General features: G+C 26.9%; 32 protein-coding genes and 2 riboswitches. Of the genes, 5 read left to right on the plus strand and 27 right to left on the minus strand.

Translation table 11 applies throughout. The features are described 5' to 3' along the window. Nucleotides 1-114: 114 nt before the first annotated feature. Nucleotides 115-651 (plus strand): hypothetical protein, encoded by a 537-nt coding sequence (locus BN1711_RS08880; protein ID WP_050607801.1) that lies wholly within the window; start codon nt 115-117, stop codon nt 649-651. Nucleotides 652-672: 21 nt separating this feature from the next. Further along, nucleotides 673-1,140 (plus strand): GerW family sporulation protein, encoded by a 468-nt coding sequence (locus BN1711_RS08885; protein ID WP_050607802.1) that lies wholly within the window; start codon nt 673-675, stop codon nt 1,138-1,140. A gap of 60 nt (nt 1,141-1,200) precedes the next feature. Here the strand turns inward: BN1711_RS08885 and BN1711_RS08890 are convergent, their stop codons facing one another. From BN1711_RS08890 to thiS, 5 genes are read right to left on the minus strand one after another with little or no spacing between them, the layout of a single operon-like run. Next, nucleotides 1,201-1,770, minus strand: coding sequence for a thiamine phosphate synthase (locus BN1711_RS08890; protein WP_050607803.1), 570 nt, complete (start codon nt 1,768-1,770; stop codon nt 1,201-1,203). A gap of 44 nt (nt 1,771-1,814) precedes the next feature. After that, on the minus strand, nt 1,815-2,918 hold the full coding sequence (thiH, locus tag BN1711_RS08895) for a 2-iminoacetate synthase ThiH (protein WP_050607804.1): 1,104 nt from the start codon (nt 2,916-2,918) through the stop codon (nt 1,815-1,817). Nucleotides 2,919-2,929: 11 nt separating this feature from the next. Next, complete coding sequence (locus BN1711_RS08900) at nt 2,930-3,694, minus strand: thiazole synthase (protein WP_050607805.1); 765 nt, start codon at nt 3,692-3,694, stop codon at nt 2,930-2,932. A 56-nt stretch (nt 3,695-3,750) separates the two neighbouring features. Beyond that, nucleotides 3,751-4,557, minus strand: coding sequence for a sulfur carrier protein ThiS adenylyltransferase ThiF (gene thiF, locus BN1711_RS08905; protein WP_050607806.1), 807 nt, complete (start codon nt 4,555-4,557; stop codon nt 3,751-3,753). Then, nucleotides 4,558-4,752: a sulfur carrier protein ThiS gene (gene thiS / locus BN1711_RS08910; protein ID WP_050607807.1), complete on the minus strand. Its 195-nt coding sequence runs from the start codon at nt 4,750-4,752 to the stop codon at nt 4,558-4,560. 133 nt (nt 4,753-4,885) lie between these two features. Beyond that, nucleotides 4,886-4,994, minus strand: a riboswitch (TPP riboswitch). Between the two features lie 214 nt (nt 4,995-5,208). On the opposite strand from thiS, the gene BN1711_RS12595 reads away from it, so the two are divergent. Further along, on the plus strand, nt 5,209-5,370 hold the full coding sequence (locus BN1711_RS12595; RefSeq protein ID WP_163249031.1) for a hypothetical protein: 162 nt from the start codon (nt 5,209-5,211) through the stop codon (nt 5,368-5,370). 153 nt (nt 5,371-5,523) lie between these two features. Here BN1711_RS12595 and BN1711_RS08915 read toward each other — a convergent pair whose 3' ends face one another. The 7 genes from BN1711_RS08915 to BN1711_RS08945 all read right to left on the minus strand — a co-directional run bounded on the left by BN1711_RS08915 (nt 5,524) and on the right by BN1711_RS08945 (nt 10,524). Continuing rightward, complete coding sequence (locus BN1711_RS08915) at nt 5,524-6,168, minus strand: hypothetical protein (protein ID WP_050607808.1); 645 nt, start codon at nt 6,166-6,168, stop codon at nt 5,524-5,526. Nucleotides 6,169-6,415: 247 nt separating this feature from the next. Beyond that, entirely contained in the window at nt 6,416-7,672 is a 1,257-nt protein-coding gene (locus tag BN1711_RS08920) for a sensor histidine kinase (RefSeq protein WP_050607809.1), read from the minus strand. A gap of 157 nt (nt 7,673-7,829) precedes the next feature. Continuing rightward, nucleotides 7,830-8,399 (minus strand): TetR/AcrR family transcriptional regulator, encoded by a 570-nt coding sequence (locus BN1711_RS08925; protein WP_050607810.1) that lies wholly within the window; start codon nt 8,397-8,399, stop codon nt 7,830-7,832. Nucleotides 8,400-8,514: 115 nt separating this feature from the next. Further along, nucleotides 8,515-8,991: a sporulation membrane protein YtrI gene (locus BN1711_RS08930; RefSeq protein WP_050607811.1), complete on the minus strand. Its 477-nt coding sequence runs from the start codon at nt 8,989-8,991 to the stop codon at nt 8,515-8,517. Then, the gene (locus BN1711_RS08935) at nt 8,979-9,317 is read right to left on the minus strand and encodes a YtrH family sporulation protein (protein WP_050607812.1); all 339 of its coding nucleotides are present in this window, start codon (nt 9,315-9,317) and stop codon (nt 8,979-8,981) included. The genes BN1711_RS08930 and BN1711_RS08935 overlap by 13 nt, the downstream gene beginning before the upstream one ends. An 80-nt stretch (nt 9,318-9,397) precedes the next feature. Further along, nucleotides 9,398-9,763 carry a DUF4363 family protein gene (locus tag BN1711_RS08940; protein WP_050607813.1) on the minus strand — a complete coding sequence of 122 codons (366 nt, stop codon included), beginning with the start codon at nt 9,761-9,763 and terminating at the stop codon, nt 9,398-9,400. 29 nt (nt 9,764-9,792) lie between these two features. Beyond that, nucleotides 9,793-10,524 carry a YetF domain-containing protein gene (locus tag BN1711_RS08945; RefSeq protein WP_050607814.1) on the minus strand — a complete coding sequence of 244 codons (732 nt, stop codon included), beginning with the start codon at nt 10,522-10,524 and terminating at the stop codon, nt 9,793-9,795. Between the two features lie 259 nt (nt 10,525-10,783). On the opposite strand from BN1711_RS08945, the gene BN1711_RS08950 reads away from it, so the two are divergent. After that, nucleotides 10,784-11,668 (plus strand): cation diffusion facilitator family transporter, encoded by an 885-nt coding sequence (locus BN1711_RS08950; RefSeq protein ID WP_050607815.1) that lies wholly within the window; start codon nt 10,784-10,786, stop codon nt 11,666-11,668. Between the two features lie 82 nt (nt 11,669-11,750). On the opposite strand, the gene BN1711_RS08955 is transcribed toward BN1711_RS08950, so the two are convergent. The 14 genes from BN1711_RS08955 to moaC form a co-directional block, all read right to left on the minus strand. Then, nucleotides 11,751-12,077: a LapA family protein gene (locus BN1711_RS08955; protein WP_050607816.1), complete on the minus strand. Its 327-nt coding sequence runs from the start codon at nt 12,075-12,077 to the stop codon at nt 11,751-11,753. 103 nt (nt 12,078-12,180) lie between these two features. Then, nucleotides 12,181-14,334: an N-6 DNA methylase family protein gene (locus BN1711_RS08960; protein ID WP_050607817.1), complete on the minus strand. Its 2,154-nt coding sequence runs from the start codon at nt 14,332-14,334 to the stop codon at nt 12,181-12,183. A gap of 53 nt (nt 14,335-14,387) precedes the next feature. Further along, nucleotides 14,388-15,005 carry a DNA-3-methyladenine glycosylase gene (locus BN1711_RS08965; protein ID WP_050607818.1) on the minus strand — a complete coding sequence of 206 codons (618 nt, stop codon included), beginning with the start codon at nt 15,003-15,005 and terminating at the stop codon, nt 14,388-14,390. Nucleotides 15,006-15,204: 199 nt separating this feature from the next. After that, complete coding sequence (locus tag BN1711_RS08970) at nt 15,205-15,933, minus strand: Rossmann-like domain-containing protein (RefSeq protein WP_050607819.1); 729 nt, start codon at nt 15,931-15,933, stop codon at nt 15,205-15,207. Further along, nucleotides 15,920-16,615, minus strand: a complete 696-nt coding sequence (locus BN1711_RS08975) for an ATP-binding cassette domain-containing protein (RefSeq protein WP_050607820.1) — start codon at nt 16,613-16,615, stop codon at nt 15,920-15,922. The genes BN1711_RS08970 and BN1711_RS08975 overlap by 14 nt, the downstream gene beginning before the upstream one ends. 14 nt (nt 16,616-16,629) lie before the next feature. Continuing rightward, nucleotides 16,630-17,409, minus strand: coding sequence for an ABC transporter permease (locus tag BN1711_RS08980; RefSeq protein WP_050607821.1), 780 nt, complete (start codon nt 17,407-17,409; stop codon nt 16,630-16,632). 20 nt (nt 17,410-17,429) lie between these two features. Continuing rightward, a complete protein-coding gene (gene modA / locus BN1711_RS08985; protein WP_050607822.1) occupies nt 17,430-18,239 on the minus strand; it encodes a molybdate ABC transporter substrate-binding protein in 810 nt (269 codons plus the stop codon). Between the two features lie 48 nt (nt 18,240-18,287). Beyond that, nucleotides 18,288-19,505, minus strand: coding sequence for a molybdopterin molybdotransferase MoeA (locus BN1711_RS08990; RefSeq protein ID WP_050607823.1), 1,218 nt, complete (start codon nt 19,503-19,505; stop codon nt 18,288-18,290). Nucleotides 19,506-19,510: 5 nt separating this feature from the next. Then, a complete protein-coding gene (locus tag BN1711_RS08995; protein ID WP_050607824.1) occupies nt 19,511-20,533 on the minus strand; it encodes a molybdopterin-binding protein in 1,023 nt (340 codons plus the stop codon). Nucleotides 20,534-20,564: 31 nt separating this feature from the next. After that, nucleotides 20,565-21,002 (minus strand): MOSC domain-containing protein, encoded by a 438-nt coding sequence (locus BN1711_RS09000; RefSeq protein ID WP_050607825.1) that lies wholly within the window; start codon nt 21,000-21,002, stop codon nt 20,565-20,567. A 6-nt stretch (nt 21,003-21,008) separates the two neighbouring features. Further along, a complete protein-coding gene (moaA, locus tag BN1711_RS09005) occupies nt 21,009-22,001 on the minus strand; it encodes a GTP 3',8-cyclase MoaA (protein ID WP_050607826.1) in 993 nt (330 codons plus the stop codon). Further along, entirely contained in the window at nt 21,994-22,503 is a 510-nt protein-coding gene (gene mobB / locus BN1711_RS09010; RefSeq protein ID WP_050607827.1) for a molybdopterin-guanine dinucleotide biosynthesis protein B, read from the minus strand. Before mobB ends, moaA begins: the two co-directional genes overlap by 8 nt. Before the next feature lie 15 nt (nt 22,504-22,518). After that, nucleotides 22,519-23,106 (minus strand): molybdenum cofactor guanylyltransferase, encoded by a 588-nt coding sequence (gene mobA, locus BN1711_RS09015; RefSeq protein ID WP_050607828.1) that lies wholly within the window; start codon nt 23,104-23,106, stop codon nt 22,519-22,521. A 27-nt stretch (nt 23,107-23,133) separates the two neighbouring features. Next, on the minus strand, nt 23,134-23,607 hold the full coding sequence (gene moaC, locus BN1711_RS09020; RefSeq protein WP_050607829.1) for a cyclic pyranopterin monophosphate synthase MoaC: 474 nt from the start codon (nt 23,605-23,607) through the stop codon (nt 23,134-23,136). Between the two features lie 80 nt (nt 23,608-23,687). Continuing rightward, nucleotides 23,688-23,820, minus strand: a riboswitch (molybdenum cofactor riboswitch). Nucleotides 23,821-23,988: 168 nt separating this feature from the next. Here moaC and BN1711_RS09025 point away from each other — a divergent pair. Beyond that, nucleotides 23,989-24,477: a MogA/MoaB family molybdenum cofactor biosynthesis protein gene (locus tag BN1711_RS09025; protein WP_050607830.1), complete on the plus strand. Its 489-nt coding sequence runs from the start codon at nt 23,989-23,991 to the stop codon at nt 24,475-24,477. An 89-nt stretch (nt 24,478-24,566) separates the two neighbouring features. Here BN1711_RS09025 and rbsK read toward each other — a convergent pair whose 3' ends face one another. Then, the gene (rbsK, locus tag BN1711_RS09030; protein WP_341472990.1) at nt 24,567-25,496 is read right to left on the minus strand and encodes a ribokinase; all 930 of its coding nucleotides are present in this window, start codon (nt 25,494-25,496) and stop codon (nt 24,567-24,569) included. Nucleotides 25,497-25,618: the final 122 nt, after the last annotated feature.

Here is a 25,618-nt window from a genome sequence, read left to right on the forward strand (position 1 = left end):
AATTTATTGAAAAATGCCCTATTTATATATTATAATGAAACATTTATATTAAATAATTTAACTTAAAGCTGTCAAACTAATAGTGTAGATAATTTTTAGTTAGGAGGTGCTGTTTTGTATATATTAACCTTTATAATTTCAATACTTTTAATATTTTTATTACTTTTAATATTGATTCCTTTTAAAATTTCTTTTTCAGTAATTTCAGAACAAGAATCTAAAATAAACTTAATTGTTTCTTGGATTTACCCATTTTTAAAAGGTGAGTTAATAGATTATAGCTTAAATCATGCAACTTTTGCTATATATTTATTTAAGAAAAAAGTAGGAACTAAAAATTTTAAATTTAAGTTTAAGAATAATAATACCAATAAGTTAAACATATTTAAAAGTATTATTCCCGAATATGTCAATATAGAAACTTACTATGGTTTTGAAGATCCTTCAATTACAGGATTTTTATGTGGAATTATAAATTTAATTCCTGATTATTCTGAAGCTTCTATTATATATAATAATCCAGATTTCACTACAGATACATCTTATTTTAATGGAAGAGGTGTTATTAAAATAAATATTTTTTCTGCTATCATAAAAATAATAAACTCTAATACTAAAAATAATTCAAAAATATCCTATGGAAACAAATAAAATTTTAAGGAGGAATTCAATATGGATAATAATTATTTTAATGATAATATGAATACTATATTTACTAAAGTAGAAGACTTTGTTAAAAAGGAAAGCACTATGGGAGCTCCTGTTAATGTAGAAAACAAAACATTAATACCAATAGTTTCTGTCACTTTAGGTTATGGTAATGGAACTTGCAATTCTAAGGCAAAAAATAGTGGAAGCTCTACACCTCCTAAGTTAGGTTTAGGTACTAAAATATGCACTGATGCTGTAATAGTTATAGATAAAGATGACGTATCAATGTTACCTGTAACACTAAAGAGTAATGCTAACCAAGTTATGACTAAACTTCCAGATGTAGTTTCTACTCTTAAACAAAACATTCCTATGCAAAATATGGGCATGGGTATGAATCAAAATGCACAACAAAATGCACAACAAAATACAACAACACAATCTAGCACCACTTCTTCTACGCCACAAAATGCTAAACAAACTAAATAGTTTATTATAATAAGAGAGCCTAAAGAATTTATTCTTTAGGCTCCCTATTTTCTAGTTTTATTATAATAATTTTTTTATATTTTCAGGAGTTTTCATAGCTAAAGACATTACCGCTGCACCATATGCTCCTACTTCTTTTATACTTTTTATGTTATTTTCATTTATTCCCCCAATAGCTATTACTGGGATATTAATACTACTTATTATTTTCTTAAGAAAATTTTCACCTTTTCCTTTTAATCCTGGTTTACAATTAGTTTCATATATATTTCCTACTAATATATACTTTGCACCCAATCGTTCTGCTTCTATGCCTTCCTCTAAGCTATGAATTGAAACACCTGTATTAAAGTTTAGTGGTTGATCTATTTTTTTTAAATTTAAAAAACTTGTATGATAATAGTTAGCTTTTACTTTTTTAGCTATCTTAAAATTTCCGTTTACTATAAATTCAGCATTATACTTTTCTGTAATCTTTTTTAACTGTAAAGCTATAGGATATAAACTTTTAAAATCTAAATCCTTTTCTCTAAGCATTATTGCTCCCGCACCGGATTTTAATGCTTGTTCCACTATAATATATAAGTTTCCTCTTTCGGTAAGTTTTCTGCTAGTAACTGCAACTATCATATAAATCTCCTAAAATAAATTTTATTATAAAATTCTAAAGTTTTTTATGCCCTCTCCCAGTCCTTAAATATAGGATTATAACCTTTAGATTTTAACATGTTTTTCATCTCATCCACGCCTCTTGGATCTGCTATATCGAATTGAGCCTCCCCTTTATTTTCATTAGAATGACCTCCTACCTCTGTAGATACTCCAGCAGACATTTTTGTGACACCTAATGGTATTAAATTATCTCTAAATTCAGCGCATTCCCTAGTTGTTATATTGGTACCCGCTCTTGGTAAAAATAATTTATAAGCCAAAAGTGCCTGTACAATATTATTATCTGTTACCTTATATATATCATTAAAAGAGCCTACATGAGGTCTAATACGTGGTACAGACATAGACATTTCCACCCAAGGATAATTTTGTTGTATATAATATGCATGAAATCCTGAGAAAAAGGCTTCTTCTCTCCATTTATAAAGACCTAAGAGAGCACCTACACCTAAAGAATGTATTCCAGCTTTACATGCCCTTTCTGGTGCTTCCAATCTATAAGTAAAATTTTTTTTAGGACCTGCTATATGAACTTTATCATATACTTCTCTATTGTAAACTTCTTGATATACTGTAAGCCCATTTACACCCGCATCTATTAATTCTTTATATTCTTCTTCCTCTAATGGATATACTTCGATTGATATAGAACTAAAGTATTTTTTTAAAACTTGTACACAATCTTTAATATAGGATACTGGTGTATGAAATTTTGACTCTCCGGTTAATATTAAAATATGCCTAAGTCCTGTATCATATATACTCTTTGCTTCTCTTTCCACTTCCCTCAAAGTTAACTTTTTCCTTTTTACTTTATTCTCCACATTATATCCACAATAAGCACACTTGTTAACGCAGTAGTTAGCTACATACATTGGTGTATATAAGCTTACACTTCTTCCAAAATTTTTAAGAGAAAGCATTCTAGCTTTCTGTGCCATAGGTTCTAAGTATTTTTCTGCTATAGGTGATAGAAGTCTCAAAAAGTCCAATTCATTTAAATATTCCTTTAAAAGTATTTCTTCTATATCTTCATCTGATACATTATTAAAAAACTCATTAAAATCAAAGTTATCATATTCCATAAGCTTGTTATAAAAACTCATGTTACTCACTCCTATCTTAAAAATCCTGTAAGTGGGGAGGATGCCTTAGCGTATTGTTTCACTGAACCAGGCTTAGCTAAATAAGCTTTTCGGCCTCCCTTTACGGCTAGAGAAAAAGCTTCTGCCATAGTTACTGGGTGTCCTGCTGTTGCAATTGCTGTATTTACAAGAACCGCATCTGCTCCCATTTCCATAGCATAAGCAGCATCTGATGGTTTTCCTATACCTGCATCTACAATAATAGGCACATTTATTTCTTCTATTAGAATTTTAATAATTTCTTCCGTTCTTATACCCTTATTAGTTCCAATAGGTGCTCCCAAAGGCATTACTGCATGTGCTCCGGCTTCTACTAACCTTCTAGCATCCATCAAGTCGGGATTCATATAAGGTAAAACTACAAAACCCTCTTTTACTAAAACTTCAGTAGCTTTAATAGTTTCAGCATTATCTGGAAGTAAATATTTATTATCAGATACTACCTCAATTTTAATCCAGTTACCACAACCTGATGCTTTGGCTATTCTAGCAAGCCTTATAGCCTCTTTAGCAGTTCTTGCACCAGATGTATTAGGAAGAAGTATACAATCTTTTTGTATATAATTTAATATATTTTCCTCCTTTAAATTATTATCTACTCTTCTTAATGCCATAGTTATAACCTGGGATTTACTTTTTTCTATTACTTCAGTTAATATTTCATTAGATGAGAATTTTCCTGTACCTACAAACAATCTATTACTTAACTCTTTTCCTCCAATTAATAAATTATCCATTATAACTCCTCCTAAAATATGTTATAATTTTATTTACAGTAAATTTTCACAAACAATCAGACATTATTTTCATTTAAAATTATTCTTAAAATCATATTGGCTTCATGATTAGCCGCAATAGCTACTCGTGGAGCCATAAGTCCACAACCTGTCTTTACCTTTGAGATTTCATCTCCTATTAAGTAAAATCTATCATTAATTTTTCTTGTTTTTATAGTATTACTAGAAAAATATCCAGCCATACCTGAGGATGCAACTATAATCTTATGCTTCATTTCTAGAAGAATTTTATTTACGAGTAATGCTTTACTTTTGTTATCATCTAAAGCTTCAATTATCAAATCTGCATCTTTAAATATAGAACTAATATTATTTTTATTTATAAGAACATTCTTGGTTTCTACTTTTATAAAAGGATTACATCTATTTATAGTTTCAGCTAAAGCCTCAGTTTTTTTCATTCCAATTTGATCTATAAAATAATATTGCCTATTTAAATTACTAAGCTCCACCACATCATAATCTACTAAAACTAATTTACCTATACCTATTCTAGCTAAAGATACTGCTGCATTAGATCCTAATCCCCCTAATCCGGCAATATATACAGTAGAATTTTTTATTTTATCCTGAATTTTTTTAGTATGTCTTACGTTAAGCTGAAACTCTATTTCATACTCCTTTGGAATATGTCCTTTTTTAATAAAAACTATTGAATCCCCATTTTGTAGAAACAAATCCTTATCACAGGGAAAACCATTATATACAATCAAATCAACACCTTTTTTATATATTTCTTTTAACTGAAATAAGCTTGTCCTATCTTCTATTTTTACTAATTTCTCATTTACATAGATCTCCATTTATCCTCCTCCCACAAATCTTATAACCTCAACTTTTGAATCTGAATTTAAAAAGGTACTTTTATATTTTTCTTTCTCCAGTATGTTAAAATTTAACTCTATTACTACTGTACTTGCATCTAAATTCATTTTATTTAACATATCTAATACAGTTATTCCTTCATACAAATTATTTTCTTTACCGTTTACTATCAAAATATACCTCCTTCCTTTTTGTGTATAATTTAACTTTATAAAAATATTTATTTAGGTATAAAATAAAAAGGGAAACTTAAAAAAGTTTCCCTCATAACCTTATTATAACTTTATATAGTACTATATAAAATCTAAAACATAAAATTTCCTTTCCTACGTTGGCATTATCCAAGTCAGGTTATGAGGGTCTAGAATAACATTCTACTCTCAGCCCATCAATATAGGCTCCCCTTAGAAATTAGTGTAATTATTTGGTTGTACCAACTAATATTAGCATAAAAAAAATTTAAAATCAATATAGCTAATTATTTAAAATAATCTTTTGCATGGCTATAAAGATATCTTATATTATGATTTTTAAAGTTTGTGTTAATCTATAGGTCAAAACATACTAAATAAGCTTATTATATTATATAATTAAGTTAATTCACAATTTTTAACAAGGGGGAGGATTCCATGGCAAAAACATTAAAAAAGAAAACACTATTTAAAATATTTTTATCTGCTTTAGCTATTGGCTCCATAATATTAGCATCTAAGAGTGAAGACTCCAATTGCTCTGATTCAGAGGAACATACTGAATATGTAGTATTTAATGAAGATTTAGAGGAAGAATAACACAATATCATTACGTTCTTTATAAGCACCTATTTAAAGAATATTAAAAATAATTAAGGGATATATTATATATAATATATCCCTTAATTATATGTTTTACTAATAATATATAAATTATATAGCTAAAAACAAGAGGCTTTCAAGTTATCTATTTTATAAATTAGATAACTCTAATTTTTTTATCTCATTACATATAGAGTAAAATCCACTTTTATCTTTCTTATCTAAAGCTTCATCTGCAAAAGCATATAGAGCATCTAAATATAACTTATTTTTTTCTTCCTTACTTAAAATATATCTAGTATTGTTGATATAATATCCCATATCTAAGTTATTTTTTTTATAATATATTTTTTCTAATAAATCTATATATTGAGAGAACTCATCCTTATCTAGAATAAAAAATGTTCTTTTTCCACCATACACTTCATTAGATAATTTTACAAATTCTTCTCCTATTGAGCTAAGAACTATTTTACCTTGATCTTTGAATAAAAAATCATGCTCTATGTTTACCTCTTTTTTTGTTAAATGCCTTAGTATGTTATTAAAATTCTTAAGGAAAAAAATATATAATATAAGCTCATTTCTTAATAAATAAAATTTATTCTTTATTACTTTTCCACGATACAATCTATTAAAACATAACTCAAAATATTCTTCACCTAGAACATGTTTATGATGTAGTATCTTTATCTTATCTATATATTTATTTAAAGCCTTATTATTCTTAAGCTCTACTCCATATATTAACTCATTATTTTCTCCCCAAAATAATTCAATATATTTTATTTTCATAGGCATTTCCCCATTCATCAACTTATTTTATTAAAGAAAAAGACTACCCTCTAGGAGTTGGGCAGTCTTTTCCCCGTGTGTATAATAAATCAAGGAAGGCTTTTAATAAATGTAGTTTATATAACAGTATCTACATTTAAAACCTTTAATTATTTACACTTAAATTATAAATTAAATTATTAAATTTTTATATATTTATAAAAAAACACTATGAGTGAATACACATGCAATAAATTTTTATAATAAATTATACTTCTATATCAGAGAATTCTATATTTATATGAGGATTACTGTTTTTATTTTTAATATTATGTTCATTTTTACATTCTAATACCTTTACTGGTAACTTTATTGTAAACTTACTGCCTTTATCGATTTTACTGTCCACCTTTATAGCTCCTCCATGAGCTTCTATAAAGGATTTTACTATAAATAATCCTATACCGCTCCCTTGAGATTTTCTATAAGAACTACAGTTACCTTGGTTAAACTTCTCAAATATTTTTTTCTGTATAGTATTGGGAATACCAACACCACTATCCTTTACAGAAATTATTATAAAATCACCATCATCCAAAACCTTAACAAAAATTTCTCCGCCTATAGGAGTAAATTTAATAGCATTAGAAAGTAAATTTAACATTACCCTCTCAATTTTATCCGCATCAAAAGCTAATATTTTTTCTTCTATATTAGTGTCAAATATAATTTGAATATTTTTAGATTGAGCATATGGTACTGAAGATAGTGTTATATTTTCAACTATCTCAACTATATTATAATTTTTTAAATTTAAATTAAAGAATCCATTATCAATTTTGCTACTATCAATTATATTATTTATAAGCTTAGTTAAACGATAACAATTTTGAGTCATAATTTTTATATATTCACTGAATTTCTCATATTGTCTACCTTTGTTGTCCTTGTATATTTTTTCTATAAGTTGTATTGTAGATAAAATTATATTCAAGGGAGTTCTAAGATCATGAGATATATTAGATATTTCATTAGTCTTCTCTTTATTAAATTTATTTAATTTGTCTAACTCATACAGTTTATCTTTTATTACTTTAGCGGAAGTAACATCCTTGGCTATCCAAATCAACATATCTTCACCATTGTAGTTATCTAAAAATATAAATTTAGAGCTTAAATATATTAGTTCATTATTTTTGTTAACTAATTTACACTCCTTTAAAGTAAACTGTCCTCCATCATATAAAGTTTTTAATTTATGTTTAATTAAATCTATAGTTTCATTATCCATATGTACTAACTCACCTAAATATTTATTTTTAACTTTATCTAAAGAGGTTTCTCCGATAACATCTAATGCCGCTTTATTTAAGAAAAATATTCTTCTATTTTTAAATATAAATATTACATCAGATAAAAAATCTAGTGCACAATAATTTTTATCTAAAAATTCATATATTTGTTTATTAGCAACTAACAAATTTACGAACTTTTCCTGATCGTTTATATTTGATCTTGTTTCCATATTTTCTCCCCCTTTTTTTGTAAAATCCCCCATTGCAATAACTACATTTATATATGTTGATTTCTACAATAATACTTAATTTCCTTTATTATAAAATATATTTATCATATATAAGTAAAAAAATAGTCTATAAATATTATTTATAGACACTTTTTATTTATAGAAATGAGGAAACTATAGTATACAAAAATTGTATATTTACTTCTTTTTCATCTTCATGATTTTCAATTAAAACACTCATGGTAGAAAGCAATATTTCTATAAGTCTTGTAACTACATCGTATTCTTTAATAAAATTACTTTCACTTAGTTCTCGTTGAAATAAATCTCTTATATTTAAAACTATTTCTTCTGTAAAATAAATAATATGCTTCTCTACATTGTTTTTTTGTTTATTACAACTAATTTTGAATATAGCTTCACTAATACCTTTTCTATTCTCTAAGCTCTCATAAAGTATTTTTACATAGGCCTTTAATTTTTCTCTACTTTCCTTATTAATTTTACCTTCCTCTTTTAACTTAAAAAGGGTTTCATTCCAATTCAGCCTAAAAACTTCTAGAAAAAGTTCACTTTTATTAGTATAATAATTATATAATGTTCCTACTGCTACCCCAGTTTTTTGAGCAATATGTCTCATATCTATTGACTCATAACCATATTCTCCAAAAAGCTCCATAGCAGCATTACTTATTTTCTCCTCTATATTTTTTATTATTTTAGGCACATGTACACCTCTTTTATAACTTTAGTTATACATAAATTAAATGAATCTGGGTTCATTTAACAACTATAACTAATTTTATATTCTAAGCATAACTTTGTCAAATGCTATTTATATATTATTTTTTTAAACATTCCACCAATATATATATTTTTAAATTTTCAGATAATATTAATTTTTTGACTTTGATTTTATATTCTTTTTCATTTATTTTCATTATTCTATTATCTATAACAGACATTAATACATCTGCATCTAATTTATCTATCTCCTTACCTATTACATTATTATACTTTTCTTTAATATATTTTTCTAGCTCTATTGAAACTATTTCATTTTCCTTTTCATCTTTAAACTTAGTATCTAATTCTACTTTTTTTAATATTAATTTTTTCTTATGTAATTTATCTTCAAAGTTTTCTAGTCTAACCTCTTGTTCTTCTATTATAGAATTTAAATATTCTATTTCCCTATGATACTGTTCTATTCTATAACTTATTAAAATATTAAAAATTAATATTCCTAATAATACTCCTGTAAGTATACCCACCCCAAATAAAAAAATATATTTTCTTCCATTTTTTATATTTTCCATATTTCACCGCATTTATCTATTAATTTTATAAATTTAAAAGCTAGATTAGCTCCTATCAGCGCTGACATTATATAAAATATTTGTTTAATCATCCCCCTAAATTCTCCTCTAAAAATACCTTCCTCTAAAATAGAAAAGGATGAAAAAGTGCCTCCTAAGGCTATAGCTACGGCCCATATCTTAATAGAATTAGCTATACCGGTCATAATTTTTAAGGGAGGATCATTATTTATAATAGCTCCTATTCCTGCAAAAGCACTTCCACCTATCACTACCCCAAAGGCTACGAGAAAACTATATATAATATTAGTTACAAATCCTCTCATTCATGTTCCTCAATAAATTACTATCTATAAAAAATTTATGAATAAAATTAGGTTTTTATAACTAATAGGTTTTTTTAATATTATTTGGCAATATTCTCCCATTGATCATAAAATTCCGTTAATCCTGATAGGGTTATGCCTAGGTCTTTAGCCTTTATAGCACCTTTTATTCTTGCAATATTATTAGTTATATCATTTATTTCATCTAATTCTGAACCAAATTGAACTCTTTTTAAAACCTTTCTACAAGCATTATCTAGTTTTTCTATTTCTTCTTGGGCTTTATCCCAATCTTCTGCTTCTGCATATGCCATTGTAACACTTATATATTTATTTACGTCTTCCTGTTCATTTCTAGGTTTTTTCATATATTCACCACTTAACATAATACACACAAATGCTATAACTGCTATTACTGGAATTGCTCTTACTAAAAACTTTCTCATAATATACCTTCTCTCTCATATTGACTCTCTTAATAAGGACCCTTATAATCTCCTACATCTATTATTTTATCTAAAGTATCCTTATACGTGTCTACATATAAATTTTTACACTGCTCATCTATAGTAGCTAAAAAAACTTCAGAGAAATTATGTATTCCTTGTTTATTAAGCTGAGTTTTAAGCCAATCCTCACTTTTATTTACAGTTTTTAAATTTTGTTTTATTAATTTTCCATCATAAATAACTTCTACCCCAATACCTTTTTTGAAGCTTTGAATATTTAAATCTTTAGGGGTTATGGGGTTATTTTCTGGTTTTTTTAGTATAGATAATTTCCCATCAGATTCTAATATGCCATATTCCACCTCAGATACATCAAAAACTCCCTGATTTCTTAATAATTCTAATAAATTTGAAATCCTAAATCTCATTTTTCTTAATTCATTTTCCATGATTTTACCATTCATGATAACAATACTGGGCTCTCCCTCCATATATTTCGCCGCATATTTCCACTTTAATGTAATAATTTGCATAAAAAATCCTGCTGCCATCCAAGTCATTAATCCTACCCAATGAGGCCAAGCTTTACTGGATAAATCTGTGGTAAGACTTGAAGCTGTGGATCCTATAGTTATTCCTAATACATAATCAAAAAAAGTAAGCTGACTTATTTGTTGTTTTCCTAATATACGAGCAAATATTAAAAGAGTAAAAAATCCAATAATTCCTCTTACAAGAACTACAATAGCTTCATTCATAAATTATCACCTTTACTTAAAAAATTTGAAATCTTATTGATAATAAATATTCATTTATATTATTCTACAAAGTAAGTAATTTATGTGATAACGGTATTATCTGTAAGAATAATGATATTCACCTTGATTTATTTTTAATTATTATTATCAATTGATATTAGAATTCATAATTTTTTTATTGAACATTATTTATATTACTAATATAATATAGTATTATAAGGCGATTTTTATTTTTCAATTAATAACGAGGTGTTTTTATATGAAAAGTTTTGAAAGATTAAGAATAGGTAATAGGGTATCTAAAATAACCATAATATTGAATATAATTTTATCTGCAGTAAAGATATTTTTTGGTATTATAGGAAAAAGTTCTGCCACTATTGCAGATGGTGTACATTCTATATCAGACGTTTTATCTACAGTAGCCGTGATGATCGGACTTAAAATTTCTTCTAAGCCTGCTGATAAAAATCATCCTTATGGACATGAAAAGTTAGAGCCTATTATAGCTAAAATTTTAGCCACGTTGCTTTTTTTAACAGGTATATTCATAGGTTTGAACAGCATAGAAATTATAAATAATAAAAACTTTTCAATCCCAAGGAAATTAACTATTTATGTAGCGCTTTTATCCATAATCACAAAAGAATGTATGTATAGATACACTTTAAAAGCTGCAAAAAAAATAAATAGTACAGCTCTTAAAGCAGATGCATGGCATCATCGTTCTGATGCCTTTTCTTCTATAGGAACCTTAGTAGGTATTATTGGGGCTAGATTAAAATATCCTATATTAGATCCTATTGCCTCTTTAGTAATATGTTTATTTATATTTAAAGTATCTATAGATATCTATAAGGATTCTATAAATCAACTAATAGATCATGCTGCAGATGATAAAACTATAAATTCAATAAAAAAAGAAATCAATTCTATAAAAAGTGTTAAAAAATTAGATGTGTTAAAAACAAGAGTTCATGGAAATAAACTTTATGTAGACGTGGAAATATCCGTGGATAATACCCTTTCTTTAAATAAGGCACATGATATAGCTGAACTAGTTCATAAAAAAATTGAACTTTGTAATTCAGATATAATTCACTGTATGGTTCACGTAAATCCTTATAAAGAAGAACCTTCTTAAATAAAAATATCTGCCTTAATTATACAAAATAAAAATATTAAGGCAGATATTTTAATATAAAACTATAATAAATTTATTTTTATTATGAATCATTGTCCATAGCACTTTCTTTTTGTGGTAGTTCTTCTGTTTTTTCATCTATTATATCTTTAGAAACCTTTATGTTTTCTTCTAACTCTTGAACTTTTCTTAATAAATTTTTATTTTCCTTTTTAATATTAAATTCCTTTTTTATTCCTAATAATGCTACTATCACTGCCCCTAATATAGCTGAGATTAAAATTATGAGAGCTAAGGATATGTTAGCTTGCCAAAACAAAAATTTTATAGGCATAACTGCTGAATTCTGTATAGCAAATATGGCTACTATTAATGCCGCTATAAGAGAAAATATAAAACCATTTCTCATATAATCCTCCCCTTTCTATATGTAACCTATATATCTATTTTATTAACTATGAAAATAATATCATTTACTTTATATATTATCAATAATTATCTTATAATATAAATTAATCTATAAATTCCTTTATATAACTCCTAGTTTTTCTATCTTTTATATCATACAAGTCTAAAATAGTATCATCAATTTGGTTTATGTATTGTTTACTCCAATTATTCAAAGAGCTTGTACATGTTGAGCTATTTATTATATTATCTACCAAGTTTGCAATTTCTAACTGCTTTTCAATAGTACATTTTTTAATAGGGATACTATTTAATCTATATTTTTTTATTTGAGGTGTAGAATTTTTATTTGTAATTAAAAAATTTTTATAATACCAATTTATTAATTTAGAATTTAAAATAGCTAAAATATATTTATAATCAAATTCTTTATCAACATTTATTATGCCATACAGTGATTGTTCTATAGGAAATCCATTTAAATCATAGGCCGCTATTATTTCTTTGCCTGTTTTTCTTACAAGAATTTTTTCTTTTTTCTTTAGTTTCTTTAGATTTTTGGTACCACCTTTTATATTTTCATCTATTAAATTATAATAATAATGAGATTTACAAAAATACCTTTCTATATTTTCTCCTTTATAAACTTCTATTTCTTTAGGATTTACTTGCTGTTTATTTATTTTTTTAGAAACACCAATAAATCCTGTAAAAGTATCCCCTATATCCCCTAAGGCTCTTGAATCTATAAATATTTTTTCTTTTATATCATTACTAAAATTAAAACTAGTATAATTGAATTCAAAATTAGAAGAATTTAAATATTCCTTTTGAGGCAACTTATATTGTCTTTTATCTAACACATCTATATTAATATTATTTTCTTTTATATTTTCTTTTTTTATCGTAAACACCATAGCTTCCGTTATTATACTTGGAAAGGAAATATTAAAGATTAAATTTTTTATAGCATAATTTTGTAATATATACTGCCTAAAATTCTTATACTGTTTGTTTTTAGAAAAATTAATAGGCACTACAAAAGAAATATATCCACCATATTTTGTTTTTTCCATAGCTCTATCAATAAAATACTTAAACAAATTAGGTGAATGTAAATTCCCTTTATAATTCTCCCTATAATATTTAAATTTTTCACTAGATATTTCTTGCTTGTGTTTTCTAAGTAAAGAAACCCATGGTGGATTACCTATGATATAATCAAATTCTTTTTTCCAAAATTCATATATATATTTGTTGTGTTTTAAATATTTAAATTCCTTTTCCCATTTTATTAAACTATCACAATTAACCACATTTAACTTATCTATATTTTTATCTATATCTTTAGACAATAAATTTATAACAAGTATTTGAATAGCAAATTTATCTATATCTGCCCCATATATTAAATTATTTAATATATGATAGTGTATATTCTCTTGTTGCCAATAATCATATCCGTTTAATCTTATATCTTGTCCATTTTTTCTTAAAATATAAGATTTTTTTCCATATATCCTTCTAAGACTATCTAAATTTTTCAAAAATTTATTTCTTAAAATATCATAAGTTTCTATTAAAAAGTACCCACAACCACTAGAAATATCTGCTATGGTTACAAAAGGCTTCTTAACCACATCTATATTTTCTACAGTACTTTCTAAAATAGATTTCACTACTTTTTTAGGGGTATAAAATTGCCCCACAGATTTTTTCAGATTTTTTTCTACTATACTCTCATATATCTCACCTAAATCATAAGGACTTAAATTAACATCAAACTCCAAAACATCCTCTACAATTTTATTAATTTTTATTTTGTATCGTGATATATTACAATCACTACAAAATAATTCATTAAATTCATACTTATTATTTACATGAAACATTTGTGATAAAAACTTTTTATCTACATTATAAAATAAAAGATTTATTAATTCCTCAAAGCTATATCTAAATACAACATTACTTAAATCTTCCCTTTCATATATATCTTTATTTAATTTTATATTATCTTGTTCACAGATTTTTAGTATTAAAGTTTTTAGTATTAATATATAGGAGGATTTTCTACAAAATAAATCTATAGTTGTTTTTTTATCATTAGTATTTTGAATTTCTCTATCTATGATATTTTTAAAATCTTTATAGTTTTTATACCTATAATCAAATAAATTTAAATAGCATTCTAATACTTTTTTATATTGTTTATTTAACATACAAATAAAATTACAAAAGGTTATTTTGCTTTTCATATATTAATTTTCTCCTTAAAATTTCTAATTAAATACACTATAATTTATAAATATTATTTTTTTCTTAAGGACACCCATGAACTTTCATCTATATAATATCTCCATAAGAAATCCTTTGCCTCCTCAGCATAATCTATTCCAACCCTTTTAGCTTCTACTATAGTAAATTGTTCTTCATCATTATATTGTTCTATATATAACTTATCTTCACATAAATTTTCCATATTGTTATGTTTATCTATATTAAATGCCATGCAAAACTTTGAAGGTCCTGAAGTTAAATTCTTTTTTTGCATCTTAGTTAAATCCTTTAATGGTTTATTAAATCTTAATTTTGACATTTTTTCTATTCCTTCTAATGGCTCTACCGCTCTTATTAAAACACCTTCTGGAACTTCTTTTTTACCAGTTATTACATTAAAGCAAAAATATTTACCATATATAAAATAAACATAAGTAATACCTGGTTCCCCATATAATGGCTCTAGCCTTTCAGTTCTCTTTCCTCCAAAAGCATGGGAAGCCTTGTCTATGGCTCCAATATAAGCTTCCGTCTCTACTATTTTCCCCTTTAGGGTTACTCCATCTACTTTATGTACTATAACTTTTCCTAGAAGTTCTCTTGCAACTTCTCTAGCATCTCTACTATAAAATTCTTTAGTCAGCTTCATACAAATCCACCTCACTTATTTAATTATACCAAAATATATAATTTAACAAATAGAAATATACATCTTATTATAATTAAAGATTTATTTTAATATACCCTAATTTATTAATATTAATCTATATATAAATAAAAAAACTACAAATTAAAAAGTTATATCCTTAATAATTTAGTAGTTTTTGTATACTTAATTTTAATTTTTACTATTTGCCATAAAAGCAAACTCTTTTTAATCCAAGTATATATGCAGCCCCTGCAAGAGTTGTTCCATAGAAGATAACTTCTTTATCTAAATTAATAAAATTTACTAAAGATCCATTACAAATAGTACTTCCTGTACAAAGAATAATATCTGCCCATTTAACTACAGACTCATAATCATTTATTCCATGTTCCACTAATGTATCATATTTTATTTTACCTATATTATCTTCATTTAAATCTAATACCCTAACATGAAAATCATCTTTTATATGTTCCAATATAGAAGGTTGAAATCCTATAAGGGCAATTTTACAATTATCATAATTCTTTTTTAAATAGTCCAAATATTTTTCTCCACACAGCTCTGGTTCTTCATTTTTACAATGAATAGTGCCTCCAACAACCCCTAAATGCTTTAACACTGCATTTAATGTTGATATAAATATTACTTTATTATAGTTATCATCTAAATCTAAAGACAATATTTCTGATAAGGTACCCTCATAAATAGAAGGTGAAGATGTAAATGCTTGTCCTACAGAATCTTTAAATTTAGCCTCTATCATAACTTCCTTTCCATTTAAAATAGGAAAATCTTTTCTTTTAGTTTCTCCTATAGCCTCTTTAGGACTTAAAGTTTTAGTAGTTACTAACACTTTATCTTCTTTTAAATCATTTTCTAATATAATAGTTTCAAATTTTTCTTTGATCTTATCATATATATTCATATAAAAACTCCCTTCCTTTAGATTTAATTGAAGCATCTACAGATAACACATTTGATATAGTATTATTTTTCATAATTCCTATTTTATCTGCAAAAAATAATGCTTCATCTATATCATGAGTTACATGAATTACTGTTGGATTAAATTTTATATGTATATCCTTTAACATTATTTTTAGACTATCTTTAGTTAAATAATCTAATGCGCTCATAGGTTCATCTAGTAATAATAATTTAGGGAATATAATTAAAGCTCTTGCTATAGCTACTCTTTGTTTTTCTCCTCCACTTAAATTTTTAGGATATCTATTTTTAAGATATGAAATTGATAATGTCTCTAACATTTCATCTATTTTATATTCTATTTCTTTTTTAGGAAACTTCCTAAGTTTTAATGCAAATCCTATATTCTCTGAAACTCTCATATGAGGAAAAAGTTCATAATTTTGATATACAAAACCTACTCCTCTTTTTTCTGGAGACAGCGTAGAAAGTTCCTGTCCTTGAAATTTCATAGATCCTTCACCTATATTATATCTACCTGCTATAGTTTCCAAAAATACAGTTTTGCCTACTCCACTTTTTCCTAAAAGTACAAAATATTCACCTGAATTTAAAGTTAAATTTATATTCTTTAATGAAAATTTAGAAATACTAAGAGATAAATTAGAAATTATAAACATAAATCAACATTCCTTTAAACTTTTTTATCTATTATTTCAAAAATCACAAGTGAAATCAACGATATTATTATTAATATAGTAGCTACACCAATAGCTACATCTAAATCTCCCGTAGACATATTTAAAAATATAGCTGTAGGAATAACCTCTGTTTTCATTCTCGTGGATCCCGCCACCATCATAACTGCACCAAATTCCCCAAGTGCTCTTGACCAACTCATTATAGCTGCAGTTATAATCCCTTTTTTAAGTAAAGGCACTGTTACATATCTAAAAGCTTGAAATTCACTACAACCCAATGTTCTAGCTATAAACTCCATTCTATTGTTTGTTTCCTCTAAAGAAGTTGTTAATATTTTTATGCAAAAGGACAAATTAACAAATACTTGAGCCAATATAACACCATTTACAGTAAATACAAAATCTAAATGGAGCTTATCGCAAAGAAGATTTGAAAAAGATGTTTTTCCAAATAATAATAATAATCCTATACCTGACACTATATGGGGTAATGACATAGGCAAATATATTATAGAAGATAAAAAATTCTTAAACTTTAACTTCCCCCGTGAAAGTATATAACTTGTAGGTAAAGATAAAATTAAACAAATAAAAGTTGATATTATAGAAGTTTTTAAACTTAATTTTATAGAAAATAATACTTCTTCTGATTTTAAACAAGGAATAATATAAATTACTCCTCTATTTATAAGTAAAAAAAGAGGAGTAATTATAAATAATACCGTTATTGTAAAGAAAACATATAATATACAATTAAAAGCTTTATTATTCAAAATAAGTTTTCCTTATAAATTTATTTTTCAAAAGGTTTAAATCCATACTTTTTAAATATTTCTTTTCCTTTATCAGAAGCCACTAAATCAACAAATTTATCTGCTAACTCTTTATTTTTAGCATTCTTTAGAGAACATACGGGTATAATTTGGTCTATATTCTTATCTTTAGGTATTTGTATGGTATCAATATCTTTATTTTGGAAAACTGAATCACTAGTTACTATAGCAGCATCTGCTTTAGAAGAAGTTAATTGAACAACTATCTCATTAACTGTAGCTGCTTTAGATATAGTATTTTTATTTATATCTGGAAGATTGTTTTTCTTTATAATCTTTTGTGCTGTCATGCCTATAGCATTAGCTTTTTCATCTCCCAACACAACCTTTACTCCAGATTTTTCCATATCTTCAAGTGATTTTATCCCTTTAGGATTTCCTTTTTGCACTGCTATAGCTGGAGTATGGTGTGCAACCTTTTTATATGGATTTACAAGATCTTTTTTACTTGCCACGTCATAAGCCTTTACAGAACCTACTATAAATACATCACCTTTATTTCCAAGTTCCATTTGAGATATTAGCTGGGTTGAACCTGCATATATGTATTCAACTTTTACATTATTCTCCTTTTCAAACTCCTTCTTTATTTCCTCCATAGGCTTTTTAAGTCCAGCACCTGAAAATACCACTAAAGATTCCTGTTTAACTGCTTCCTTAGATTTTTCTTTAGTACTTGCTTCTTCTTTATTACTACCACAACCCACTAATATAGTTGCAAACAAAGAAAAAACAACAATTAATGATAATAATTTCTTATTAAAATTCATATTATCTTCTCCCTCTTAAATAATTACATTTTATATAAAAATATTTAGCTAAAGTAATATAACCTCAACTAATTGACCACTTTTTAATTCATCAGATCCCTTTGGTACATCAATTAAACAATTTGAATTTAATATAGAACTTAATATACCATTGCCTTGAGCCACTTGAGTAAGTTTTATTATGTTTTTTTCTTGTTTATACATAATATTTGCCCTTATAAAACGTCTTATAGAACTTTTTTTAGGGAAATCCTCTACAAGGATTCCTTTAATCCTATTTATATCTATTTCTTTTATACCAATAATTTTAGACAAAAGAGGCCTTACCATAAGTTCAAAACTTGTTATTGCTGCTCCCGGATTTCCAGAAAGACTAATTATAAGTTTTCCTTTTAAAACACTGCAAAGTAATGCAGACCCTGGCTTTATATTTACCCTCCAGAATAAGATTTCTCCTCCAAGTTTTTTTATGGCATCTGATACAATATCTTTCTCCCCTACAGAAACCCCTCCTGTAGTTATAATTAAATCACAAACCTGTAAAGACTTTTCTATCTTGTCACACATGGATTTTAAATCATCTTCTACACTTCCTAATATAAAAGGAGTACAGTAACATTCCTTAATCCTTGCAGCTATGCAATATAAATTGCTATTATATATTTTCCCATATGTTAAATCTTCACCTATATCTAAAACTTCATCCCCTGTACTTAAAACACCCAACTTTAATTTCTTATATACTTTTACTTTAGTTATACCCACACTTGATAAAACACCAATCTCCCCGTATTTTAAGATTGTATCTTTTTTTAAAATTAGCTGTCCTTGTTTTACATCTTCCCCTTTAGGACATACATTTTGTCCAGGAGTAAACTCATTAAATATTTTTACTTTTCCATCTTTACATTCTACAACTTCTTGTTTTACAACACAGTTAGCACCTTTAGGTATTGGTGCTCCTGTCATAATTCTTACAGCAGTACCACAAACTACTTCCTTATCTGTATAATGACCTGCGTAAACCTTATCTATTATCTTTAAAGTAATAGGATTTTTACTATTAGCTCCTTTAGAATCCTCTCCTCTAAAGGCATAACCATCTAAAGGAGATCGATTAAAAGGCGGTTGATTTATAGGAGAGTAAATATCTTCTGCTAATATTCTTTCATGACATTTAAAAAGTTCTACTTCTTCTATATCTAAATTAAACACTTTTTCCTTTAACATTTCTTGTGCTTTCTCCAATTCTATTCCTTGAATCAACTAAATCACCATCCTTTTCCAAAACTACAGTTTGGATATCTGCAAATTTCACAGCCTAAACAAAATCCTCCGTGTCCATAAGCTGCTAAATCCCTTTTAGTAATCTTCTCTCCAGCTAACACTCGTGGAAGTACCAAATCAAAAATAGTTGTTTTAGCATACATAACACACCCTGGCAATCCTAATATAGGGACATTACCCTTATATGAGATTAAAAACATTGCTCCTGGCAATACTGGTGCCCCATAAGAAATTATTGTAGCTCCTGTATTTTTGATAGCTGTTGGTGTAGTATCATCTGGATCTACAGACATTCCCCCAGTACATAATATAAGTTCCGCTCCTTCACTTATAAAGTCTTCTATAGCTTTTGTAATTCTATTAGGATTGTCATCTGATATAATACTTCCTATTACCTCACAATTAAATTTAGATATTTTTTCTTTTATTACAGGACCAAAAGCATCTTTTATTCTTCCATGATAAACTTCATTTCCGGTAATAATTATAGCTACCTTAAATTTTTTATAAGGTCTTATATTAACTATCTTTTTACCTTCTGTTAGTTTTTCTGCCTCTAGTATTTTTTTTTCATCTATTACAAGAGGTATAACTCTAGTACCTGCTACTTTTTCTCCTTTTTTAACAGGTATATTATTATGTCTTGTAGCTAACATAATTTCATCTATTAAATTTAACTCCATTAGAAGTTCTCTATCTACTTTTAAAATTCCATCCCTATCTGCAATAAAATTTATCTTTCCTTCCTTTACTTCTGAAAAACTTAATCCTTCTCCGGCAGATAAGTCTTTAAGTCTTTCTGCTGCTTCATTTTCATGAAGAAAGCCTTCTTTTTTCTCCCAGACATATAAATGGTCTTTTCCTAAAGATAATAAAACAGGTATATCATCTTTAGTAACTATATGACCTTTTTTGAAAGCCCGATCCTTTATTTTTCCAGGTATAATTTGAGTAATATCATGACATAATACTGTTCCTATGGCTTCTTTAGTAGGTATTTTTTTCATAAGTTATTTCTCCTTTCACAATATTTATGTATTACTTTTCCACTATATCTATAACATCGCCAACCTTAGTAATGCCACCTTTTAATACTCTAGTAAAAATTCCTTCTCTTGGCATTATACAATCTCCTACTGCTTTGTAGATAGCACAACCACTATGACACTTCTTTCCTATTTGTGTAACTTCTAATTCTATATCTTCATTTATTTTTAACTTAGTTCCTATTGGCAATTTAGCTAAATCAATACCTTGAACTAAAATATTTTCTCCAAAAGCTCCCTTATCTACATTTACACCTTTTTTCTTAAACTCCTCTACCTTCTCAAAAGATAATAAACTTACTTGTCTATGCCATTTTCCTGCATGAGCATCACCTTTTATCCCATGTTCTTTAATTAATTCTACTGTTCCCACATCTTTTTTTTGAACTCCTTTTTCTTTACTAAGACAGACCGCTACTATTTTTCCCATAATTAATTACCCTCCTATTTGAAACATAGATCTATTATCATATTTAGAATTTTTATCTTGTTTATTTTCTTTAACACTTTTAAATTCATGATGTTGTGGCTTGTCCTTTATAGCCGTATATATTACTTCTTTTAACTTTTCATCACTTATACCTTCTCTTAATTTTTCTTTTAAATCTATTCCCAAATTCCAATGAAGACACAATTTTAAAAATCCTTCTGATGTTAAACGCACCCTATTACATCTATTACAAAACTCATGACTTATAGGGCTTATAAATCCTATTGTGCCCTTGGCATTAGGAATCTTATAGTAAGAAGCTGGTCCTAATCCCACTACCTCTTTACATGATATTAGTTCTTTTTCTTTTTCTATAATTTCTTTTACTTTATCATTTTCAATAGTAGTAAATCTACCACCTAATCCTATAGGCATTAATTCTATAAATCTTATATGTATAGGATATTTTTCTGTAAGAGTTACAAATTCTATAACTTCTGTAATATTAACCTCTTTCATAGTTACCACATTTAACTTTACACAACTTATACCTTTTTCTAAAGCTAAAATTATTCCTCTTTTAACCTTATGGAAAACATCCATACGAGTAACTTTCATAAATTTTTCTCTATCTAATGTATCTAAACTTATATTAATTCTGTCTAGCCCTGCATCCACTAATTCATCTATATATTCTGGAAGATACACCCCATTAGTTGTAATACTAACTTCTTTTATTCCCTCAACCCCTTTAATTTCTCTTATAAGATTTGGTATGTTTTTTCTAACTAAAGGCTCTCCCCCTGTTATACGAATATTTTCTATACCAAGCTTAGCACAACTTTTAACCACTCTTAGTATTTCATCAAATCTCAAAATATCATCATGTGATAACAAATCAATACCTTCTTCAGGCATACAATAAACACATCTAAGATTGCACCTATCTGTAACAGATATTCTAAGATAGTCTATTTTTCTTCCTATATTATCAATCACTAATTTTCTCCCCTATTTTTAATATTTTCTGTTCAATCAAATCTACAAATCCTTTATAATCATTTATGTCATATACAGGTATATTATCTACATTATGACTTATATCACTAGCTATAGCTATTAAGTGTTCCTTTTTAGATATTACATTCTTATACATTTTTGAACGAACAACCTCTATTTTAGGTTTACTACTATTTTTAAATCCCTCTACTATAACTAAATCTGCATCAGAATTAAGTTCTATTAACTCATCTAAAGTCCATTCTCGCTGCACTTTTTTTATCATAGCAATTTTATTAGGAGATGAAATGGTTACACTAGATGCCCCTGCCTTAGCATGACGATAAGTATCCTTTCCTTCTTTATCCACATCAAATCCATGAACATCATGTTTTATTGTAGCCACATTATATCCTCTTCTAACTAATTCTTTTAACAATTTTTCTATTAAAGTAGTTTTGCCTACATTAGACTTACCAACAACAGAAACAACAGGTACCATTATATCCTCCTCATTTTAATAATTATTTCCTATAAGTTCCTTATAATCTTTAGGAGTATTTATATTCTTAAATTGATTTTTAATATTTTTACAACATGTTAATTCTTTTTCATTTATGTAATGAACCTTTATACTAGAATATAATAGAGTAATTTTTCTTATATCATTCTTTAGATAACTTTCTATTTTATTTAAACAATTTTTTTTATAAATTGCACATAAAGGTTGTAATTTTTTATTTACAATAGGAACTAAAGCATCATATTCGCTCTTAAAATTTCCTAAATAATTCACTAAATCCCTCTTTATCATAGGCATATCACACGCAACACATAGACATTCATTATAGGTAGCATTATTAAGAGCTGAATGAATTCCACTTAAAGGACCTTTATTAGGTAATATATCTTCTACTATTCTTACCCCCAAATATTTATAGTCTTGTTTTTTATTAGATACTATAACTATTTCTTTATAATCTTTAAGTTCTTCTATAATAAGTTCTATAAATCTCTTATCTTTTATCTTTAATAAAGATTTATCATTAAAATTCATTCTACTACTTTTTCCACCTGCTAATATTACTGCAGTTTTGTCTATCATTAAATCACCTCTAAGTTTTATAAATGCCTATATTTCATTTATAAAAGTTCCACTTTTCCCCCCAGTTTTTGAGAAAAGATGAATATCACCAATAACCATCTTTTTATCTACAGCCTTACACATATCATATATAGTAAGTGCAGCTACCGAAACCATAGTTAAAGCTTCCATTTCTACTCCTGTTTTTCCAGTAGTTTTAACTGTGCTTTCTATATTTATACAAAAGTTTTCTTTATCGATACTAAAATTAATTTCACTACCTGTAAGCATAAGAGGATGACACATAGGAATTAAATCACTAGTTTTTTTTCCTCCCATTATAGCTGCAACTCTAGCTACTCCTAAAACATCTCCTTTACCAATATCACCTTTTATTACAAGATTTAAAGTTTCTTTAGACATTTTTACTTTTCCACGAGCCACAGCTATTCTAGTAGTTTCATTTTTATTGGTAACATCAACCATTATAGCCTTACCTTCTTTGTCAAAATGATTCAACATTATTTCACCTTCTTTTATATACTTTTTCAAACCTATAAAAAATACGCTTATTTTTCATTGCACGAGAAATAAGCGTAGTGGTCCTACGTACTTATTCCCCTTTCCAAATTCGGGAGGCATCCTCATTTCTAAGAACACCCTGTGGATATAAAATCCAGACTAATATTCCCTGGGAAATCCTTTAGGCATATTAATTCGGAGAACAATTTTAGTATTTATTAAATTTATTTGTCTAAATTATAATATATATAATATCACTAACTTATGTTTTTGTTAAATCCATTTAGTTAAATTATTTTTATTATTAGACTTAAAATGCTACATTTTGTATAATTAGATATATTCATAATTTAAAACATAAAAAATGAAAGAAGGTATCTTATGTTTAAGGTTGGCATTATTACTGCTAGTGATAAGGGTTTTAAAAATGAAAGAGTAGATGAAAGCGGTAAAGTAATTAAAGAGATTATATGTAATAAAGGTTATACTGTAGATGAATATATTATATTACCTGACGATAAAGAACAACTAAAAAATGAACTTATAAAAATGTGTGACGTTTTAAAAGTTAACCTAATTTTAACCACTGGCGGAACAGGATTTAGCAAAAGAGATGTAACTCCTGAAGCTACACTAGAGGTTATAGAAAGAGAAACTCCTGGAATATCTGAAGCCATGAGATTTAATAGTTTAAACTATACACCTCGGGCTATGTTATCTAGGGGAGTATCCGGTATTCGTAATAACACATTAATTATAAATCTTCCTGGAAGCCCTAAAGCTGTACGCGAATGTCTTGATTATATTTTAGATAGCATACATCATGGATTAGAAATCTTACTTGGACTAGACAGTGAGTGCAGTAGATAAATTTATTTTAATAAAATAAATCTGTATAGCTATAAAAACATATAGAAACTACACTGCAATAGCTATACAGATTTTTATAAGATTAATATTTAAGAATTTTCCCTCATAAATTTTTCTATATCTTCCATATAAGGCATAGATGGAGCTGTTCCTAATTTTGTTACCGATAAAGCAGCTACAGCATTTCCATATTTTGTAGCTTCGAATATATCTTTTCCGTGTGATAGTGCAGCTACAAATCCACCATTGAATGCATCTCCTGCTCCTGTAGTGTCTACGGCTTTAACTCTGTATGCTTTTATAAATTCATCTTTTTTTAAAGTTTTTACATAAACACCCTTTGATCCTAATGTTATTACTACATTATCTATACCCTTCTGTTGTAAAATACAAGCAGCCTTTTTTACATCTTCCATGGTTTTTATTTTCACACCTGTAAACTCTCCTGCCTCCACTTCATTAGGAGTAATTATATCTATCAATTTTAATATAGAATCTGATATTAATTGCACTGGTGCTGGGTTTAAAACCACTTGAATATTATTTTCACTAGCTATTGAAATTACTTTTTCTAAGGCATCTTTATTTGTTTCTAATTGAGTTACAAAAATATCACAATTTTTTATTTCTTCTGTAACCATTTCTATTTCTGTATCTGTAATATTTCCACAGGCACCTGAAATAACAACAATTTCATTTTCACTTGTATTTGAATCTACTGTAATTAAAGCTGTACCTGTAGATAATTGTTTATCCTCAAACATATACTTTGTATCCATCTTTTCTTTTTTATATGTCTCTAATGCCAATTGTCCAAAAACATCTTTACCAATTTTTGATATAAAAGTAACATCTCCTCCAGCCCTTTTAGCAGCTATAGCCTGGTTAGAACCTTTTCCTCCTGGCCCTATTTTAAAGCTTTCTCCTTTTACAGTTTCTCCTGGAACCGGCAAATGAGGTGTACGTGCCATTAAGTCTGCTATAAAGCTCCCGAATACTACAATTTTCTTTTTCATCATACCCTAACTCTCCTTTATTACCTTAAGAAAAATAATCTTCATATTTATATAAACCATATTATCACAAAATAAATAATTCTATTTATTATTCTTCCAATATAATATTATTTATTTTAATTTCT

This window comes from Clostridium niameyense, from assembly GCF_001243045.1.
Taxonomy (GTDB): Bacteria; Bacillota; Clostridia; order Clostridiales; family Clostridiaceae; genus Clostridium_F; species Clostridium_F niameyense.

Coding starts and splice junctions, on each gene's coding strand:
- BN1711_RS08930 (WP_050607811.1), bottom strand. CDS start 8,991: ATGGAAAATATAAAAAATGGAAGAAAATATATTTTTTTATTTGGGGTG.
- thiH (WP_050607804.1), bottom strand. CDS start 2,918: ATGAGTTTTTATAACAAGCTTATGGAATATGATAACTTTGATTTTAAT.
- moaC (WP_050607829.1), bottom strand. CDS start 23,607: ATGTTGAATCATTTTGACAAAGAAGGTAAGGCTATAATGGTTGATGTT.
- thiF (WP_050607806.1), bottom strand. CDS start 4,557: ATGGAGATCTATGTAAATGAGAAATTAGTAAAAATAGAAGATAGGACA.
- BN1711_RS08935 (WP_050607812.1), bottom strand. CDS start 9,317: ATGAGAGGATTTGTAACTAATATTATATATAGTTTTCTCGTAGCCTTT.
- mobA (WP_050607828.1), bottom strand. CDS start 23,106: ATGATAGACAAAACTGCAGTAATATTAGCAGGTGGAAAAAGTAGTAGA.
- BN1711_RS08900 (WP_050607805.1), bottom strand. CDS start 3,694: ATGGATAATTTATTAATTGGAGGAAAAGAGTTAAGTAATAGATTGTTT.
- BN1711_RS08950 (WP_050607815.1), top strand. CDS start 10,784: ATGAAAAGTTTTGAAAGATTAAGAATAGGTAATAGGGTATCTAAAATA.
- BN1711_RS08995 (WP_050607824.1), bottom strand. CDS start 20,533: ATGAAAAAAATACCTACTAAAGAAGCCATAGGAACAGTATTATGTCAT.
- BN1711_RS09000 (WP_050607825.1), bottom strand. CDS start 21,002: ATGGGAAAAATAGTAGCGGTCTGTCTTAGTAAAGAAAAAGGAGTTCAA.
- BN1711_RS12595 (WP_163249031.1), top strand. CDS start 5,209: ATGGCAAAAACATTAAAAAAGAAAACACTATTTAAAATATTTTTATCT.
- BN1711_RS08945 (WP_050607814.1), bottom strand. CDS start 10,524: ATGAATGAAGCTATTGTAGTTCTTGTAAGAGGAATTATTGGATTTTTT.
- BN1711_RS08955 (WP_050607816.1), bottom strand. CDS start 12,077: ATGAGAAATGGTTTTATATTTTCTCTTATAGCGGCATTAATAGTAGCC.
- BN1711_RS08970 (WP_050607819.1), bottom strand. CDS start 15,933: ATGAATATATATGATAAGATCAAAGAAAAATTTGAAACTATTATATTA.
- BN1711_RS08890 (WP_050607803.1), bottom strand. CDS start 1,770: ATGATAGTTGCAGTTACTAGCAGAAAACTTACCGAAAGAGGAAACTTA.
- BN1711_RS08965 (WP_050607818.1), bottom strand. CDS start 15,005: ATGAAGCTGACTAAAGAATTTTATAGTAGAGATGCTAGAGAAGTTGCA.
- modA (WP_050607822.1), bottom strand. CDS start 18,239: ATGAATTTTAATAAGAAATTATTATCATTAATTGTTGTTTTTTCTTTG.
- BN1711_RS08940 (WP_050607813.1), bottom strand. CDS start 9,763: ATGAGAAAGTTTTTAGTAAGAGCAATTCCAGTAATAGCAGTTATAGCA.
- BN1711_RS08915 (WP_050607808.1), bottom strand. CDS start 6,168: ATGAAAATAAAATATATTGAATTATTTTGGGGAGAAAATAATGAGTTA.
- BN1711_RS08975 (WP_050607820.1), bottom strand. CDS start 16,615: ATGTTTATAATTTCTAATTTATCTCTTAGTATTTCTAAATTTTCATTA.
- rbsK (WP_341472990.1), bottom strand. CDS start 25,496: ATGATGAAAAAGAAAATTGTAGTATTCGGGAGCTTTATAGCAGACTTA.
- BN1711_RS08960 (WP_050607817.1), bottom strand. CDS start 14,334: ATGAAAAGCAAAATAACCTTTTGTAATTTTATTTGTATGTTAAATAAA.
- BN1711_RS08920 (WP_050607809.1), bottom strand. CDS start 7,672: ATGGAAACAAGATCAAATATAAACGATCAGGAAAAGTTCGTAAATTTG.
- BN1711_RS09025 (WP_050607830.1), top strand. CDS start 23,989: ATGTTTAAGGTTGGCATTATTACTGCTAGTGATAAGGGTTTTAAAAAT.
- BN1711_RS08885 (WP_050607802.1), top strand. CDS start 673: ATGGATAATAATTATTTTAATGATAATATGAATACTATATTTACTAAA.
- mobB (WP_050607827.1), bottom strand. CDS start 22,503: ATGGTACCTGTTGTTTCTGTTGTTGGTAAGTCTAATGTAGGCAAAACT.